The organism is Streptomyces sp. NBC_01445 (assembly GCF_035918235.1).
Lineage (GTDB): Bacteria > Actinomycetota > Actinomycetes > Streptomycetales > Streptomycetaceae > Streptomyces.
This window is the reverse complement of sequence record NZ_CP109485.1, coordinates 8,815,486-8,831,796: the sequence shown is the minus strand read 5'-3', so window position 1 is coordinate 8,831,796 and position 16,311 is coordinate 8,815,486. Positions and strand designations below refer to the sequence as shown.

The 16,311-nt window shown below is 71.8% G+C and carries 13 protein-coding genes; 4 read left to right on the top strand and 9 right to left on the bottom strand.

Annotated features, from left to right (window positions below):
* Positions 1 to 51 precede the first annotated feature (51 nt).
* Complete coding sequence (locus OG574_RS40275; protein ID WP_326777206.1) at positions 52 to 1,179, bottom strand: SchA/CurD-like domain-containing protein; 1,128 nt, start codon at positions 1,177 to 1,179, stop codon at positions 52 to 54.
* A gap of 230 nt (positions 1,180 to 1,409) precedes the next feature.
* On the opposite strand from OG574_RS40275, the gene OG574_RS40270 reads away from it, so the two are divergent.
* Positions 1,410 to 3,095: an FAD-dependent oxidoreductase gene (locus OG574_RS40270; protein ID WP_326777205.1), complete on the top strand. Its 1,686-nt coding sequence runs from the start codon at positions 1,410 to 1,412 to the stop codon at positions 3,093 to 3,095.
* Positions 3,096 to 3,114: 19 nt separating this feature from the next.
* On the opposite strand, the gene OG574_RS40265 is transcribed toward OG574_RS40270, so the two are convergent.
* Both OG574_RS40265 and OG574_RS40260 read right to left on the bottom strand, forming a co-directional pair.
* Positions 3,115 to 3,870, bottom strand: a complete 756-nt coding sequence (locus OG574_RS40265; protein WP_326777204.1) for a class F sortase — start codon at positions 3,868 to 3,870, stop codon at positions 3,115 to 3,117.
* Between the two features lie 204 nt (positions 3,871 to 4,074).
* The gene (locus tag OG574_RS40260; protein WP_326777203.1) at positions 4,075 to 5,124 is read right to left on the bottom strand and encodes a hypothetical protein; all 1,050 of its coding nucleotides are present in this window, start codon (positions 5,122 to 5,124) and stop codon (positions 4,075 to 4,077) included.
* A 717-nt stretch (positions 5,125 to 5,841) separates the two neighbouring features.
* Here OG574_RS40260 and OG574_RS40255 point away from each other — a divergent pair.
* Complete coding sequence (locus OG574_RS40255) at positions 5,842 to 7,233, top strand: MFS transporter (protein ID WP_326777202.1); 1,392 nt, start codon at positions 5,842 to 5,844, stop codon at positions 7,231 to 7,233.
* Between the two features lie 110 nt (positions 7,234 to 7,343).
* Here the strand turns inward: OG574_RS40255 and OG574_RS40250 are convergent, their stop codons facing one another.
* From OG574_RS40250 to lnt, 4 genes are all read right to left on the bottom strand, one after another.
* Positions 7,344 to 9,287: a helix-turn-helix domain-containing protein gene (locus OG574_RS40250; RefSeq protein ID WP_326777201.1), complete on the bottom strand. Its 1,944-nt coding sequence runs from the start codon at positions 9,285 to 9,287 to the stop codon at positions 7,344 to 7,346.
* 90 nt (positions 9,288 to 9,377) lie between these two features.
* Positions 9,378 to 10,169, bottom strand: a complete 792-nt coding sequence (locus OG574_RS40245) for a 3-hydroxybutyrate dehydrogenase (protein WP_326777200.1) — start codon at positions 10,167 to 10,169, stop codon at positions 9,378 to 9,380.
* Positions 10,170 to 10,224: 55 nt separating this feature from the next.
* A complete protein-coding gene (locus OG574_RS40240; RefSeq protein WP_326777199.1) occupies positions 10,225 to 10,704 on the bottom strand; it encodes an NUDIX hydrolase in 480 nt (159 codons plus the stop codon).
* Between the two features lie 10 nt (positions 10,705 to 10,714).
* Complete coding sequence (gene lnt / locus OG574_RS40235) at positions 10,715 to 12,313, bottom strand: apolipoprotein N-acyltransferase (protein ID WP_326777198.1); 1,599 nt, start codon at positions 12,311 to 12,313, stop codon at positions 10,715 to 10,717.
* A gap of 224 nt (positions 12,314 to 12,537) precedes the next feature.
* On the opposite strand from lnt, the gene OG574_RS40230 reads away from it, so the two are divergent.
* Complete coding sequence (locus OG574_RS40230; RefSeq protein ID WP_326778766.1) at positions 12,538 to 13,608, top strand: O-antigen ligase family protein; 1,071 nt, start codon at positions 12,538 to 12,540, stop codon at positions 13,606 to 13,608.
* A gap of 14 nt (positions 13,609 to 13,622) precedes the next feature.
* Here the strand turns inward: OG574_RS40230 and OG574_RS40225 are convergent, their stop codons facing one another.
* Together OG574_RS40225 and OG574_RS40220 are read right to left on the bottom strand one after the other, a co-directional pair.
* A complete protein-coding gene (locus OG574_RS40225) occupies positions 13,623 to 14,174 on the bottom strand; it encodes a hypothetical protein (RefSeq protein ID WP_326777197.1) in 552 nt (183 codons plus the stop codon).
* Between the two features lie 105 nt (positions 14,175 to 14,279).
* Positions 14,280 to 15,068 carry a glutamate racemase gene (locus OG574_RS40220; protein WP_326777196.1) on the bottom strand — a complete coding sequence of 263 codons (789 nt, stop codon included), beginning with the start codon at positions 15,066 to 15,068 and terminating at the stop codon, positions 14,280 to 14,282.
* Between the two features lie 58 nt (positions 15,069 to 15,126).
* Here OG574_RS40220 and OG574_RS40215 point away from each other — a divergent pair, with 58 nt between their 5' ends.
* Complete coding sequence (locus OG574_RS40215) at positions 15,127 to 16,302, top strand: glycosyltransferase (protein WP_326777195.1); 1,176 nt, start codon at positions 15,127 to 15,129, stop codon at positions 16,300 to 16,302.
* The last annotated feature ends 9 nt before the right edge of the window (positions 16,303 to 16,311 follow it).

Here is a 16,311-nt window from a genome sequence, read left to right as displayed (position 1 = left end):
TGCGGCGGTGGCGTCCGGGGCCCTTGCCCACGGACACCCCGCGGTTGTCCGTCAGGAACCCGCCGAGCTGCGGTCGGTGATGGGCATCATGTCGGCGTGCGACAGAAGCCGGTTGATGTTGCGCTCCGTCTGCAGGGAGCCCTCGACGCCGATGGCCGCGCCGTCGAGGAGCTTCTCGAGCTCCTCGCACTTCTTCGCGCCGCTGAGGCCGAGGGAGGCGACGGGGTCGGCGTCGAGCTCACCCGTGATGTCGATGAGACGCACCACGATGTCGTCGCGCTGGAAGACGGTGCTGCCGTACACCGGGTTGCCCGGGGCGTCCGCCGCGGCCGCGTCCTGCTCGGCGAGCAGCCGGGCCAGGTCCATCCCGCGGCCCTTCTTGGCCGGGTAGTACAGGGCGTGACGCCGCAGGCCGGTCGGTACCGGAATGTCGGACACGACGTGGTGGACGGCCGGGAGCGCGGCCCGGGTGAAGAACACGCGCGCCGACTCGGGGTCGGTCAGGTCCCGGTGCTGTTCGAGATAGGGGTTGATGGCTTCCTCGACCGCCTGTACCTCGGGCTGACGGGCGACGTGGCGCAGCGCGGCGAGGAGGTCGCCCTCGACCTCCACGGCCCGCACGACGCGGTTGCCGTGCATGAAGAGCGAGGTGCGGCGCAGGCGTGTGGTGTCATCGACCTGGGCCTGGGGCGACTGGTAACCGGCCAGGATCTCCGCGACCTTCGACTCGGAGCCCGGCTTGACGGTGAAGGTGAGGGCGTGGCGCGCCGCGCCGTCCCCCACCCGGGCCGCCACCGCGTTCGCCGCCGGCGCCGGCGCCGGCGTGACCGGCTCGGCGGGGTTGGTCTCCCGGAGGATGCTGTAGCGCATCGACCTGGTGTCCTTGACGCAGCTGTGCATCGGCCGGACGGTCTCGACGTGCTCCTCGCTGTTCACCCACGCGAGGAAGGGCGGGGCGCTCTCCCACTCGCTGGTGATGAGCCACTGCGAGGGGTTCTCGATCGACTGGCAGAGCTGGTCACTGAGGTGACCGGGCACGGACGCGACCTGATTGCGCATGTGCTCGTACGCGTCCAGGAACTGCTGCTGGGCTCCCTCGTACAGATCGAGCAGAAGGATCACTCGCAGCCTGGAGCCGTCGAAGGCCGACTGCGATATGCGTCCTGAGATCGGGGTCATACGGCACACCTCTCCTCTTCTTGGCAGAAGTTCAAGAACGACCACCGCGTCCGAAATGCCGGGGTCGCATGAGCCGATCGTTGATCGGCCCCCCGGCGGGCGCGATCCCCAAGCGCCGTACGGGTGAGGGGAGCACCCGTCCGGGTGCTCCGGGGGGCGAAGCGGCACGGGGAGGCATGGACTGTGATCCCAACCACTGACCCAGGTCGCCGCTGCGGCTGGAGGCAAGAATGAACCGATCGGAAGAGGCCCCGGAGGGCACTCAGGACGTGCCGGTACTCATAGTCGGCGGCTCCCTGGTGGGCCTGTCGACCTCGCTGTTCCTGGGGCGTCTCGGCGTCCCGCACATGCTCGTGGAGCGCCACTCGGGCACATCGATCCATCCACGCGGGCGCGGCAACAACGTGCGGACCATGGAGCTGTTCCGGGTCGCCGGAGTCCAGCAGCGCATCGAGGACGCCGCGTCGGTCCTGGCCGACAACCACGGCATCCTGCAGACACCGACCCTGGTGGGCGACGCCGGCGAGTGGCTGTTCAAGGAGATCGACCCCGGGGGCGGGCTCGCCCGCTTCAGCCCCGGCGCATGGTGCCTGTGCAGCCAGAACGACCTCGAACCCGTACTCCTGGACAGCGCACGGGAGTTGGGCGGGGACCTGCGGTTCCACACGGAACTGATGTCGTTCGAGCAGGACGCCGAGGGCGTGACCGCACAGCTCAAGAGCCGCGACACGGGCGAGCACACCACCGTCCGGGCGAAGTACCTCGTCGCGGCGGACGGGCCGCGCAGCCCCGTCCGCGAGCGGCTCGCCATCGGGCAGAGCGGCCCGGGCGACCTGTTCCACAATGTGAGCGTCACGTTCACCTCGCGCGGCCTCGCGGACTTCGTCGGCGACCGGCGCTTCATCGTGTGCTACCTCACGAACCCGGAGGCCGACGGCGCGCTCCTGCCGGTCGACAACCGCGAGCACTGGGTGTTCCACGCTCCCTGGCACCCCGAGAACGGGGAGACGATCGAGGAGTTCACCGACGAGCGGTGCACGGAACACATCAGGCGCGCCACCGGAGTCCCGGACCTCGACGTGCAGATCACCGGCAGGGCCGCCTGGCACGCCGCCGAGCGGGTCGCCGAACGGTACTCGGACGGGCGGGTGTTCCTCGCCGGCGACTCGGCCCACGAGATGTCCCCCACCGGGGCGTTCGGGTCCAACACCGGTATCCAGGACGCGCACAACCTCGCCTGGAAGCTGGCCGCTGTGCTGGGCGGCTGGGCAGGTCCCGGTCTGCTGGAGTCCTATGACCTGGAGCGCCGGCCCGTCGCGGAGGCGACGAGTGCCCGCGCCTCGTCGCGATCGGTCGAGCACAGCCACCCGGGATACACCCCTGGCCCGGAAGCCGGCGGCGCCGGCGGCCCTGGTGGTCCTGGCGGCCCCGGCGGCAAGAAGGGCGGCATCCTCAATGTGGCGCTGGGCTACCGCTATCCGCGCGGCGCGGTCCTCGGCGTCGACCCCGCGACGCCGGTCGTACCCGAGGGCATGCGGCTGACGGGCGAACCCGGGAGCCGCGCGCCCCACATGTGGCTGCACCGCGCCGACACCCGGATCTCCAGCCTCGACCTGTACGAGAGGTCGCTGGTGCTCCTGAGCTCCGGGGGTGGCGACGGCGCGTGGCACACCGCGGGGACGGCCATCGCACAACGGCTGGCCGTCCCGCTCGACTCGTACCGCATCGGCAGTGGGCCCGACGCGGAGCTGAACCCCGTGGGCGACGTGGACTGGGCCGAGGCCCATGGCGTCGCCCCGGGCGGTGCGGTCCTCGTCCGCCCCGACGGGTTCGTCGCGTGGCGGTCCGAAGGGCCGTCGGCGGATCCCGGGAAGGAACTGCGGGACGCTCTCATGGGAGTCCTGGACCGGGACTGACAACCAACTCCCCACGGCCTCAGACAAGATGGGCGAAGACCACCAGGTTGTCGGTGTAGTCCTTCTTGCCGTGGTCGTACGCCCCGGCGCAGGTGATCAGCCGGACCTGGGCCTGGGGCGTGTCCCCGTACACGCGCTCGTTGGGGAAGGCGTTCTTCGCGAACGTCTCGACGCTGTCGACCACGAAGGAGGCCGTGCTCGAGTCGTCCCTCTTGACGGTGAAGGTGTCCCCCGTCTTCAGAGCCCTGAGGCTGGCGAACACCGCGGCGGACGTCTTCGTGTCGACATGCCCGGCGATGATCGCGGTACCGGTCTCGCCCGGGGACACGCCGTCGGCCTGCCAGCCGACCAGGTTCGTGTTGGCGGCGGGCGGGGGCTGGAGCTGGCCCGTGGGGCCGATGGTGAGGCGGGTGAAGGGGGCGTCCACGCCGATCTTCGGGATGAGCAGCCGCGTGGGATTCGCCCGCGGCAGATGCTTTCCGACGGGCGCCGGCGCCGCGGGCTCTGCGGGCGCCGCGGGCTCTGTGGGCGGAACGGGCAGAGCGGGAAGAGTAGGCGGATCGGGCAGAGCGGGCTCCGAGGACGGCGCGAGCTCCACCGCGGGACGCGAAGCGCCGGAGGAATCGGTGATGTCGGACGTCTCCTCCTGACCGCCGAACAGGCTCACCAGCAGAACGACGATTCCGACGGACCACACGATCCATGGGCCGCGGCGGGAGCGGCGCTCGCGTGGCGCGGACTCGGTCTGATCGGGGGAAGGCAACCGGGCTGCCATCTGGCACCACCTCACTGGAACGAGCAGATCTGGAACAGCGCAAGAAGATCGGAAACAGCAAAAGAGTCCGGCAACAGCGCAAGCCGTCCGGGACCGTGCACAGAATCGGGGACTTCAAGAGAGAACTGGGCAAAAAAGAAAGCCAGCCGGGCCGCCGCGACGTGTTGACGCGGCGGCCCCGGCTGCTATGACAGGCACCGCCGGTCAGGACGCGCGGTCGGACGCGCTCTTACGGCGCAGCGCGAAGGCGCCGGCCGCGGCGACCGCGAGGACCGCAATGCCGCCTGCCGTGACACCCGGCGACGTGGCGAGCCCGCCGCCACCGGTGTGCATACCGCCGCTGGGCTTCTCACGCCCGGAGCCGGAGCCCCACGAGTCCTTGCCCTCGCCGTTGCCGTCGTTCTTGTAGTTCTCCGGGTCGTACTTCTCCTTGTCCTTGGTCCAGTCGTCCTCGTTCAGCGCGGTGAGGGCGCCGCCGCCGGTGTGGATGCCACCACGCGGCTTGCCCTGGTCCGAGCCGTAGTTGCCGCCACGGCCGTCGCCGCGCTCCTTGCCGCCCTGGTCGCCGCGCTCCTTGCCGCCCTGGTAGCCGTGCTCGCCCGAGTCGCCCTTCTTGTTCTCGTCCTTGCTCCAGTCGTCGCCCTTCACCGTGGTCAGCGCACCGCCACCGGTGTGGATGCCACCACTCGGCTTGCCGTAGTTGTCGCGCTCGTTCTTGCCCGAGCCGTAGCCGCCCTTGCCCGAGCCGTGCTCCTCCTTGCCCGAGCCGTAGCCGCCCTTGCCCGAGCCGTGCTCCTCCTTGCCCGAGCCGTAGCCGCCCTTGCCCGAGCCGTGCTCGTCCCCGCGCTCGCCCGAGTCGCCCTTCTTGTTCTCGTCCTTGCTCCAGTCGTCACCCTTCACCATGGAGAGGGCGCCACCACCGGTGTGCATGCCACCACGCGGCTTGCCGTGGCCGGAGCCGTAGTCGTCGCGCTCGTTCTTGCCCGAGCCGTAGCCGCCCTTGCCCGAGCCGTGCTCTTCCTTGCCCGAGCCGTAGCCGCCCTTGCCCGAGCCGCGCTCGTCCTTGCCCGAGCCGTGGTCACCCTTGTCCGAGCCGTGATCGTCGCCGCGGTTGCTGTCCTTGTCGTGCCCTGAGCTGTAGGAAGAGTCATCGTTGTCCCAGTCGCCTGCGGCGACTGCGTACGCACCGGGAGCAGCCATGGCGAGTGCAGCCGTGGCCGTCGCGGTAGCGAGGAGCATGCGAGCAGAACGCATCGTCGAAGTCCTTCCGCCGCGGCCAGGCCACTGACGCTTTGTCAGCTCGACTTACCCGGCCCCGACGTGATAACCGTCGGCCACAGGTGACCCGCACACCACTCGAACCGCCCGCCCGGCCGATAGTCGGGTTATCACCCACTCGGCCCCCAATGGCTCAGCCGGGAGGCGAGTCACAGATCCTGACCAGGCATTTCATCATGATATTTGCCTGATTTCCGGCTTGCGGACCGCTTATGGCACAACCCGATCGGCCCCGACACGACTGCGCGCACCCAGTCCCTCGAACGCACCAGCCCGACCCACCCATCTCGCTGACGACGGGTCCGATCCGCCCCGTCCAGGTCCCTGACGCCCAGTCCGGTCCGTCCGCACCCGATCGCTGACGAAGAGTCTGATCCGCGCCCGCCGCGCTCCTTGGCGCCGGGTCCGATCCGCCGGCCCGGCTCCCTGACGACGGGCCCGATCCACTGACCCCGATCGCTGACGGACAGTCTGATCCACCTGGCCCAATGACTACGGGGGGCTCACAGCCGTCATCCTGTCGCGACACGCCGACGCGCGATGCACTTGACCCTGCTCACCGTCTCCTCATGGTGGCTCCCCGCATAGCACCGCCCAAAACTATGGTGCCCCACCACATGTGCCGTTGACCTGCGTCTTTCTACCTTGTGCCGACACGTACCCGTCCCCGCCCAACGCCTGGAAGTGGTCCACATGGCCTCCGCAGCAACCGCTCCCCCACCGCCCGCGAGCCTCCGGCGGATCGTCGCCGCGAGCCTCATCGGCACCACGATCGAGTGGTACGACTTCTTCCTCTACGGCTCCGCCGCCGCACTGGTCTTCAACAAGCTCTTCTTCCCCAACACCGATCCGCTCGTCGGCACGCTCCTCTCGTTCGTGACCTACGCCGTCGGGTTCGCCGCGCGGCCGATCGGCGCGCTCGTCTTCGGGCACTTCGGCGACAAGCTGGGCCGCAAGAAACTTCTGGTCCTGAGCCTGCTCATGATGGGCGGGGCGACGTTCGCGATCGGCCTCCTGCCGACGTACGACACGGTCGGCGTGGCCGCTCCGGTACTGCTCACCGTGCTGCGACTGGTCCAGGGCTTCGCGCTGGGCGGCGAGTGGGGCGGCGCCGTGCTCCTCGTCTCCGAGCACGGGGACGCCAAGCGGCGCGGCTTCTGGGCCTCCTGGCCGCAGACCGGAGCGCCCGCGGGACAACTCCTCGCCACCGGCGTGCTCTCCCTGCTGACCGCACTCATCTCCGATTCCGCCTTCACCTCCTGGGGCTGGCGCATCCCGTTCCTGCTGTCCGGTGTCCTCGTCATGGTCGGCCTGTGGATACGTCTCTCTGTCGATGAGTCACCCGTCTTCAAGGAGGCGCTGGCCCGGGCCGAGGCGCGCAAGGCCGCGCAGGGCGGCGCGAGCGAGAAGACGCCGCTCGTCGCCGTGCTGCGCCACCACTGGCGCGACGTCCTCGTCGCCATCGGCGCGCGCATGGCCGAGAACATCAGCTACTACGTCATCACCGCCTTCATCCTCGTGTACGCCACCACGTCGGCCGGCGTCTCCAAGCAGACCGCGCTGAACGCCGTACTCATCGCGTCCGCCGTGCACTTCGCCGTCATCCCTGCCTGGGGCGCGCTCTCCGACCGGGTCGGGCGCAGGCCCGTGTACCTGCTCGGGGCCGCGGGCGTGGGCCTGTGGATGTTCCCGTTCTTCTCGCTCATCGACACCGGCGGCTTCGGGAACCTGATCCTCGCCGTGACCGTGGGCCTCGTACTGCACGGGGCGATGTACGCACCGCAGGCGGCCTTCTTCTCCGAGATGTTCGCGACGCGGATGCGCTACTCGGGTGCTTCCATCGGCGCGCAGTTCGCCTCGGTCGCCGCCGGAGCACCCGCGCCGCTCATCGCCACGGCGCTCCTCGCGGACTACGGCAGCTCCACCCCGATCGCCCTGTACGTGATCGCCGCCGCCGTCCTGACGCTCATCGCCGTAGGCGTCGCGAAGGAGACCAGGCACCGCGACCTGGCTCACGTCGAGGAGGACGGCACCGCCGGCGAGCAGGCGGCCGCGGCCCGCACGGCGGACGCCCGCCCCGCCTGACCCGGCCACCGCTCCCCCGGCCCCCGTACGCACCCCCGCGTACGGGGGCCTCGCCGTCACGCGAGGCACGGCGCACGACACACAGCACTCGGCTCACCACGCCCCGGCCGTCAGCCCGACATCGCCCCGGCCAACCGGTGCAGCCGCAACGCGAGTTGGATCTCCAGGGCGCGCGCGGGCGACTGCCAGTCCGGGCCGAGCAGGCGCCCTATTCGTTCCAGGCGCTGCGCAACCGTGTTCACGTGCACGTGCAGCGCGTCCTTGGTGCGGGCGGGACTCATGCCCGAGGCGAAGTAGGCGTCGAGCGTGCGCACGAGGTCGGTCCCCCTGCGCTGGTCGTACGTCACGACCTCGCCCATGGTGCGTTCGACGAATCCGGAGATGTCCCGGCTGTCCGCGAGGAGCAGGCCGAGGAAGCCGAAGTCCTCCGCGGCGGCGCCCTCCCCGGCTCTGCCGAGCAGGCGCAGGGCGTCCAGGCAGCGCTGCCCCTCCGCGTACGCGGCGGCGACGGTGTCGGTGCGGGTGGTCAAGTCCTCCACGGGCGCCGACGCGCCGACGGTGACCTGCTCGTGGACCGCGGCGGAGAGGTGCTTGGCGGTGCGGCGGGCGAGGTCGGAGGCCCGGTCCCCGGTTCTCAGGGGAAGCAGCAGGACCGTACCCCCGTCACGCGCGGCGGCGAGCCCGTGCCGGGTGGCGGCGACATGGGACGCGGCGGACCACAGGCGGCGCCGGGCGGCGGCCTCCTGTTCGGCGTCGGCGCCCGGGGTCTCCAGGCGCGCGGCCAGGACCACATGGGCGGCGTCCAGGTCGGCGCGCAGCCGCGCGGCGCGCTCCCGCAGCAGCCGCGGATCCCGGTCCCGCGCGTCGAGCAGATCGTCCAACAGCTCGCCCCGTACACGCTGTTCTGCCTCGGAGGCGGAGCGCCGGGCGAGGAGCAGGAGCGAGGTGACCATGGCGGCCCGTTCCAGAGTGCGCTGGTCGACGGGGTCGAGCCCCGGGTGGCCTCGCAGGACGAGCGCGCCGAGGAGTTCACCGCCCGCCGCGACGGCGGCGACCCAGTCGTCCCCGTCCCGCACGGCGTGCCCGTCGGCGCGGGAGGCGTCGAGGGGTTTGTCGGGGGCGGTGACCACGTCAGCGAACTCCACGGTCCCGTCGAGGACTTGGGAGACGGCCGCCGCCACGTCGTGGACCCCGCCGCCCCTCAGGACGAGTTCGGCGAGGCGGTCGTGGACGTCTGACGCGCGCTCGATGACATCGCCGCGGTCCCGGATGATCTCGTTGGCGCGCTCCAGTTCGCCGAGCGCCTCCCGGGTCTCCGAGAGAAGGTTCGCGGTGTCGATGGCGGCCGCGGCGAGCGCCGCGAAGGAGCCGAGCAGCGCGATCTGCTCCCGCTCGAAGACCCGCGCGCGCCGGTCGGCGGCGAACAGCACGCCGATGACATGGGGGCCGAGCATCAACGGCACGCCAAGGATCGCGACGAGGCCCTCGTCGTGGACTCCGGTGTCGATGGTGCGCGTGTGCTTGAAGCGGATGTCCTGCGCGTAGTCCTCGGTGACGTACGGCCGGGCGGTCTGGGCGACGAGTCCGCCGAGCCCCTCGCCCATGCCGAGCCTGAGCTGCTGGAAGCGCGCGGCGACGGAGCCCTCGGTGACCCGCATGTAGGTGTCGCCCCTGGCCGGGTCGTTCAGCGTCAGATAGGCGACGTCCGTGCTGAGGAGGGAGCGGGCGCGCTGCACGATGGCCTGGAGGACGGCGCCCAGATCGCGCAGGCCGGCGAGGTCGTGGGCGGTCTCGAAGAGCGCGGACAGCTCGGCCTCGCGGCGGCGCCTGCCCTCGAGGTCGGCGCGGACCCGCAGGGCGAGCCCCTTGGCCTGCTCGAGGGCGTCGATCCGCCCCTGCTCCTCGCCCTCGGCGCGAGCGACCAGCACGGGCTGTTCGTAGGCGTCGGCGGACGCGCCCCGGGCGAGGAGCTCGAGGAACGGCGCCTCGGCACTCGATGCGGGGCGCTCAGGGCCGGCGGGTCCTGACGGGGACTGTGCTCGATCGTGCGACATGCTCACCAGGATTACCCGCCGTACGGCCGGCCCCGCCAGCCCTGTGGACAACTCAATGGATCAGACAATCGCCACCACCCGCGAGGGTGATCAGTGTGCAGTCCAGCCGCCGTCCAGAACGAGCGACGTCCCGGTGATGAAGGAGGCATGCGGGCTGCACAGGTACGCGACCGCCTCGGCGACCTCGTCGGGTTCGATGAGCCGCTTGAGCGCGCTGTCCTGGAGCATGACCTCGGCCAGGACCCGTTCCTCGGGGATGCCGTGGGCGGCGGCCTGGTCGGCGATCTGCTTCTCGACCAGCGGCGTGCGGACGTAGGCGGGGTTCACGCAGTTCGAGGTGACGCCGTGCGCAGCGCCTTCGAGCGCGGTGGTCTTGGAGAGCCCTTCGAGGCCGTGCTTGGCGGCGACGTAGGCGGACTTGAACGCGGACGCGCGCAGGCCGTGGACCGAGGAGAGGTTCACGATGCGCCCCCAGCCCTGCTCGTACATGTGCGGCAGGGCGCCGCGGACCAGGCGGAAGGGTGCCTCCAGCATCACCGTCAGGACGGTGTGGAAGACGTCGGGCGGAAACTCCTCGATGGGGCGCACCAGTTGGATGCCCGCGTTGTTGACCAGGATGTCGGCGCCCGCGGCGCACTCCTCGGCCGCGTCCAGGTCGGTGAGGTCGAGGACGTGCGGCTCGATGCCACCGGGGGTGGCGCCGGCCTGCTCGGCCAGCGCGTCAAGGCCCTCCCGGTCCCGGTCGACCGCTCTCACCTTGGCCCCGGCCGCGGCGAGCCGCAGCGCGCAGGCGCGGCCGATGCCGCCTGCGGCGCCGGTGACGAGTGCGATGCGGCCGCCGAGATCGAGCGGCGCGGTGAGGGGTGCGTTGGGCGCGGTCATGCTCCGCACCCTAGGCAGCGCTCGCGCCCCGCCCGATGTGGTCAGCACCCATACTTCAGCGCTCGGACGTGGTCTCGAACCATGTCGGCCCGTCGGAGGCCGCCTGCTTGATCCGGAGCAGGCAGAAGTCGCCCAGCGGCGGCAGCGAGTCCAGCTCGAACCAGCCCACCTCGAGGGACTCGTCGTCGTTGACCCGGGCCTCGCCGCCGGTCGCCCGGCATCGGAAGGAGATGTCGGTGAACTGGCACTGGTCGCCGTTCGGGTACGTCACCGGCTTGAGCGTCTTCACCAGGACGACCCGCTCGGGCACGCACTCGACGCCCGTCTCCTCGTACACCTCGCGTATGGCGGCCTCTGCGGGCTGCTCCCCCGGCTCCGGGATTCCGGCGAGGACCGCCCACTTGCCGGTGTCGGCGCGCCGCCCGAGCAGGACCCGGCCGTCGTCGTCGAAGACGACGGCGCTGACGCCGGGCAGCAGGAGGAGCTGGTGCCCGACGGTTTCCCGGATCTTGCGGATGAACTCTGGAGTAGGCATGCCCGCGACCCTATCCGGCGGCGCGCCCGCCTCGGCGGGAGCGCACCACGGCCCAGCCGAGACCGCCCACGCCGACAGCCACGAGGAGCAGCTCCGGCCATCCGCCCAGGCGCGTGGCGAGGGTCAGTGAGGTCCTCTTGGGCACGTCGGCGACCAGGGTGTCGGCGACGAACATGCCGGTGTGCTGGGCGACGGATCCGTCGGGCCTGATGACCGCGCTGACGCCGCTGGTCACCGGCACCATCACGGCGCGGCCGTGCTCCACGGCGCGTACCCGGTCCATGGCGAGCTGCTGGTAGGTCATCTGGCTGCGGTCGAAGGTGGCGTTGTTGCTGGGCACGGAGAGGATCTGCGCACCCGCCTTCACCTGGTCGCGGACTACGGAGTCGAACGCGGCCTCGTAGCAGGTCACAGGCCCGATCTTGGTGCCCGCCATGTCGAAGACGACCGGCTTCTCGCCGGCCACGAAGTTGCCCGCGCGGTCGACGTCCTTGCTGAAGATGCGGAAGAAGCTCCGGTACGGCATGTACTCGCCGAAGGGCTGGAGCTGCCGCTTGTCGTAGACGGCGCCGGGGCCCGTCTTCGGGTCCCAGAGGATCTGCCGGTTGCGGGGCGTGCCGTCCTTGGCGGTGACGACGGCGCCGACGGAGATGGGCGCGCCGACCGCCCTGGCCGCCTTGTCGATCTCGGCGTACGCGTCGGGGTTCACGTAGGGGTCGATGTCGGAGGAGTTCTCCGGCCACAGCACGAGGTCGGGCTTCTTGACCTGGCCCGCCTTGATCTTCGTGGCGAGCTTCATCGTCTCCCGTACGTGGTAGTCGAGGACGGCCCGGCGCTGGGAGTTGAAGTCGAGGCCCATGCGCGGCACGTTGCCCTGGATGACGGCGACGCGCGCGGTGCCCTCCTCGGCCGCGGTGGAGACGAGGGGCGCCGCGACCGCTCCGGCGATGACAGGCGCGACGGTGAACGCGGCGGCGACGGCCACACCCCGGTCGCGTACACCGCGTACGTCCTTGAGGCGCAGCGCGAGAGCGGTGAGGCCGAAGCCGCACAGGACGACGGCGAATCCCAGGAGCGGGGTGCCGCCCAGCGAGGCGAGCGGCAGGAACAAGCCACTGGGCTGACCGAACGCGACCTTGCCCCAGGGGAAGCCGCCGAACGGGAAACGTGCCCGCAGCGCCTCGTCCGCGATCCACACGCCCGCGGCCCACAGCGGCCACAGCGGCAGCCGTGAGACGTAGGCGATGCCGAGACCGGCCAGGGCCATGACCAGCGATTCGGCGAGGGCGAGGGCCAGCCACGGCAGCGGCCCGACGTCGACGCCCGTCCACGACAGGAGCGGCACGAGGCAGCCGAGGCCCATGAGGAAGCCGAGGCCGAATCCCGCGCGCAGCCGCCGCCCGTACACGGACGCCCCGAAGAGCCCGAGGGCCAGAGGCGCGAGCCACCACAGTTCACGGGGTGGGAAGCCGGCGTACAGCAGCACTCCGGAGAGCACCGCGGCGGCGGCCGGAGCGATCCGTCGCGGCAGGCGGGCCCAGCGCGAGGCGGGCGCCGACTGCGGATCGAGCTGTTCCGGCTCGTCTACGGAGGTTGCGGTGGCGGTCACTCGGGGAGTGTACGGCGGGTCCCCTGCCGGGTGACACGGCGGTCCGCGGGGGTCGTGGCCGCCGCGCGGGCCATCCCGTGCAGCATCGTTCCTGCGCAACCCATGCACAAACCGGTGCATCAGCCGTTACGGTGTGCCCGAGTCCCCGAGGACGGGCCGGATCCGGCCATGCCGCTCGGGGCCCGTCACAGTCGGGGGGCGACGGGGTGGTGGGGACCACGGGGATGTCGTCGGCGGCCGGTCCGTCGACGGAGTACGAGCGGCGCAATGTCGCCGACGCGGCAGGCATCGTCGCGCTCGGGGCGTGCGCCGTCTGGTCGCTGATCACCGCGACCGCCCGCGCGGGCAGGCCCGAGGGCGTGCTGCTCGCGGTGCTGGCCGTTGCGGCGGGCTACGCGTGCGGCCGGATCTCCGGCGCGCTGCTGCCCATGGCGGCGCCCTGTGCGGCGGCCTTCGCGGGACTCGGGCTCGCGCTCGCATCCCCGCACGCGGTGCCCGCGCCCGACACGGGTTCTCCGCTCGGCCGCACCGGCGCGACGGCCGCACTCCTCGCGCTCTCCACCGGCGGGGCCTGCTGCGCGGCCTGGGCCGCGCGGCGCCTGCCCGTGCGTGCGGCCCTGTTCCTCCTGGCCGGCGGCACGGTCGCGGCGGCCGCCGCCGTCGGATCGATCGCCGGTGTCACGGCGTGCACGGGCGTGCTGCTGTGCTCCCTCGCCTCCGTCATGATGCGGCACCACAGGGGCCTCGGCCTCGCCGGTCTCGGCGTCATGACGGGGCTGGTGACCGGACTCTCGCTTGCTCTGCTGAAGGGCGTACTGCCCTCGGGACTCACCGCCTCTTTGGAGGGGCAGCTCACGCAGCACCGGATCCTTTTGTGGCAGGACGCGCTGCGCCTGGCCGAGTCCGATCCCGGCCTCGGCAGCGGCCCAGGCCGCTTCGCAGAGCTCAGCCCCACGGTCGGCGAGACGCTCCTGCCCGACGGCAAGCCGCACTCCGCCCCGCTCCAGCAGGCCGCCGAACAGGGACTCGTAGGCGTCTGCCTCCTTGCCGCGGTGTTCTGCTGGCTCCTGTACGTCCTGTGGCGGTCGGCGCGCTCCACGCAGGTGGTCCTGACGGCGGGCGCGGCCCTGACCGCTCTCGCCGGTCTGGCGACGCTCGGCAACGCCCTGAGCTTCACGACCGTCACCGCAGGCGCGGGCCTGCTCGCGGGGGTGGCGACGGCGAGACCCTGGGGCGACGAGCCCCCGGACAGCACCACGGCCGCCCCGGTGCGTGTCCGGAGCGGCCGTGCGTAAGGGTGCGGGTGCCGTCAGACGGCGGGGCCCATCGAGGTCGGCTTGAGCCTGGCGTGAATGGCGCGCACCGCGGACTCGGCGTTGTCCACGGTCACCGTGAACTTCCTGCCGTCGACCATGATCAGAACGACGCCCTCGCCACGCCGGACGATGACGGCCGTGCCCTGCTCGGGACGCCAGCGGTAGCCCCAGCCGCCCCACTGCCGTGGCGTGACGCTGGGTTCGAACTCGGCTCCCACCACATGGGCGAGCAGGATGCGGCGGCGCGGGACTCCTATGTGGCCGCACCGCACTTCCAGGTAGTCCTTGTCGACCTTCACGGCCACATGGACGAAGGCAAGGGTGCCGAACAGGATCAGGAGACCCGCGGCGATGCAGCCGACCACCGACATCACCAGCGCGACGATCCCGGAAGTCCACTGGGAAGCCACGGCGATCTCGATGCCGAGCGCCAGGCACGCGGCGCCGCCCAGCGCTGCCAGCCACTGCACGCGATTGCGTGCACGGCCTGTCCAGACCTCGGGGGCGACGGTCGCGCGCCGCTCACTACCGGAGTGGTGCCTCATGAAAACGAGACTACTCATGTTCCGCAGTGAAGGCACTGGGCTGCGGAGAGTGATTGCGTAAAGCCCTGGTGCGCCTGGGCCATGCCCGAGATCCGGGCCCGGCCGTCACTGTGCGTGGCTGACGGCGGCCTGGAGCAGCCTGCCCTCCGCGTACGCGAGTGCGGCGGGCGGCAGCGCGGAGGTGCGGCCGCTGAGGAGGACGGTGAGGGCGCCCTGCGCACCGGTCTCGGCGTCTGGCCCGGCGCCGATCCTGCGCAGCGCCTGCGCGGCGACGGCCCCTGCGCTGCCGTGCAGGACGAGCGGCGGCATGCCGGGCTGCTGGACGGCGGCGCGGATGCGTTCCGCCACGAGTTCGTAATGGGTGCAGCCCAGGACGACGGCCCTTACATCGTTCGGGGTGAGCGCCGCGGCGGCAGCGATCGTCCTGTCGATGGCGCTCTCGTCCGCGTGCTGCACGGCGTCGGCGAGCCCCGGGCAGGGCACCTCGGTGACCTCCACCCCGTCCGCGAAGTCCCGGATCAGTCCCCGCTGGTAGGGGCTCCCGGTGGTGGCGGGGGTGGCCCAGATGGCTACGGGTCCGGCGCCGGCGGCGGCCGGCTTGATCGCGGGGACCGTCCCGATGACGGGGATCCCGGGTTCGAGACGGGCCCGCAGCGCCGGCAGGGCGTGGACCGAGGCGGTGTTGCACGCGACGATGAGCGCGTCGGGGCGGTGCTCCGCGGCGGCCTCGGCGACGGCCAGGGCCCGCTCGGTGATGCCCTGCGGGCTACGCGGCCCCCAGGGCATCCCGTCGGGGTCGGAGGAGAGGACGAGCCCGGCGTCGGGCCGCAGGCGCCGTACCGCGGCAGCGGCCGCGATGAGTCCGATTCCCGAGTCCATGAGCGCGATCTTCACCCGGAAACCATAGACGATGGCCCTCACAGCGAGCGGGCGGTGGGGCAGACTGCGGCGGATGGACGCCGTTGTGTGGATCACCGCAGCATCGCTGGCCGCGTGGGTGTGGCTGCTGGCCGGGCAGGGCTTCTTCTGGCGCACGGACCTGCGTCTGCCCCCGCGTACGGAGCCGGCGGAGTGGCCCTCGGTGTGTGTCGTCGTCCCCGCACGCGACGAGGCGGCGGTGCTCCCGGACAGCCTGCCCTCGCTCCTCGCGCAGGACTATCCGGGGCGGGCCGAGGTCTTCCTGATCGACGACGGCAGCACGGACGGCACCGGAACCCTGGCAAGGGAGCTGGCCGTGCGGCACGGCGGGCTGCCCCTCACGGTCGGCTCACCGGGCGAACCGCCGGCGGGCTGGACCGGCAAGCTGTGGGCGGTGCGCCACGGGATCGGCCTGGCACGCGCGCGTGAGCCCGAATATCTGCTCCTGACCGACGCGGACATCGCGCACGAGCCGAACAGCCTGCGGGAACTGGTGGCGGCGGCCCGCACGGGCGGCTTCGACCTCGTCTCGCAGATGGCGCGGCTGCGTGTGGAGAGCGTGTGGGAGCGGCTCGTCGTACCGGCCTTCGTGTACTTCTTCGCCCAGCTGTACCCGTTCCGCTGGATCGCGCGGAAGGGCTCGCGCATGGCGGCTGCGGCCGGCGGCTGCGTGCTCCTGAGCGCCCGGGCCGCCGAACGCGCCGCGATCCCCGACTCGATCCGGCACGCCGTCATCGACGACGTCGCGCTCGCGCGGGCGGTGAAGGGCGCGGGGGGCCACATCTGGCTGGGCCTCGCCGACCGCGTCGACAGCGTCCGCCCGTACCCGCGGCTCGGCGACCTGTGGCGCATGGTGTCGCGCAGCGCCTACGCCCAGCTGCGCCACAACCCGCTGCTCCTCGCCGGGACCGTGGCCGGCCTTGCGCTCGTCTACCTGGCGCCGCCGGTCACGCTCGTCGCCGGACTCGCCACGGGACATGGGCTCACCGCGCTGCTCGGCGGGCTCGCCTGGCTGCTCATGACCGCGACGTACGTTCCGATGCTGCGCTACTACGCGCAGCCGCTGTGGCTGGCGCCGCTGCTGCCGGGCACCGCGTTCCTGTATCTCCTCATGACGGTCGACTCCGCGGTGCAGCACTACAGGGGACGGGGTGCGGCCTGGAAGGGACGTACGTATTCCAGGCCGCACCCCGCGCCGGAGCGGCAGTAGCCGACCGGG

What these genes read in the sequence shown, in the direction of transcription:
- OG574_RS40250 (WP_326777201.1), bottom strand. Translation starts at nt 9,287, where the DNA reads ATGTCGCACGATCGAGCACAGTCCCCGTCAGGACCCGCCGGCCCTGAG.
- OG574_RS40245 (WP_326777200.1), bottom strand. Translation starts at nt 10,169, where the DNA reads ATGACCGCGCCCAACGCACCCCTCACCGCGCCGCTCGATCTCGGCGGC.
- OG574_RS40225 (WP_326777197.1), bottom strand. Translation starts at nt 14,174, where the DNA reads ATGAGGCACCACTCCGGTAGTGAGCGGCGCGCGACCGTCGCCCCCGAG.
- OG574_RS40265 (WP_326777204.1), bottom strand. Translation starts at nt 3,870, where the DNA reads ATGGCAGCCCGGTTGCCTTCCCCCGATCAGACCGAGTCCGCGCCACGC.
- OG574_RS40215 (WP_326777195.1), top strand. Translation starts at nt 15,127, where the DNA reads ATGGACGCCGTTGTGTGGATCACCGCAGCATCGCTGGCCGCGTGGGTG.
- OG574_RS40270 (WP_326777205.1), top strand. Translation starts at nt 1,410, where the DNA reads ATGAACCGATCGGAAGAGGCCCCGGAGGGCACTCAGGACGTGCCGGTA.
- OG574_RS40230 (WP_326778766.1), top strand. Translation starts at nt 12,538, where the DNA reads ATGTCGTCGGCGGCCGGTCCGTCGACGGAGTACGAGCGGCGCAATGTC.
- OG574_RS40255 (WP_326777202.1), top strand. Translation starts at nt 5,842, where the DNA reads ATGGCCTCCGCAGCAACCGCTCCCCCACCGCCCGCGAGCCTCCGGCGG.
- OG574_RS40275 (WP_326777206.1), bottom strand. Translation starts at nt 1,179, where the DNA reads ATGACCCCGATCTCAGGACGCATATCGCAGTCGGCCTTCGACGGCTCC.
- OG574_RS40240 (WP_326777199.1), bottom strand. Translation starts at nt 10,704, where the DNA reads ATGCCTACTCCAGAGTTCATCCGCAAGATCCGGGAAACCGTCGGGCAC.
- OG574_RS40260 (WP_326777203.1), bottom strand. Translation starts at nt 5,124, where the DNA reads ATGCGTTCTGCTCGCATGCTCCTCGCTACCGCGACGGCCACGGCTGCA.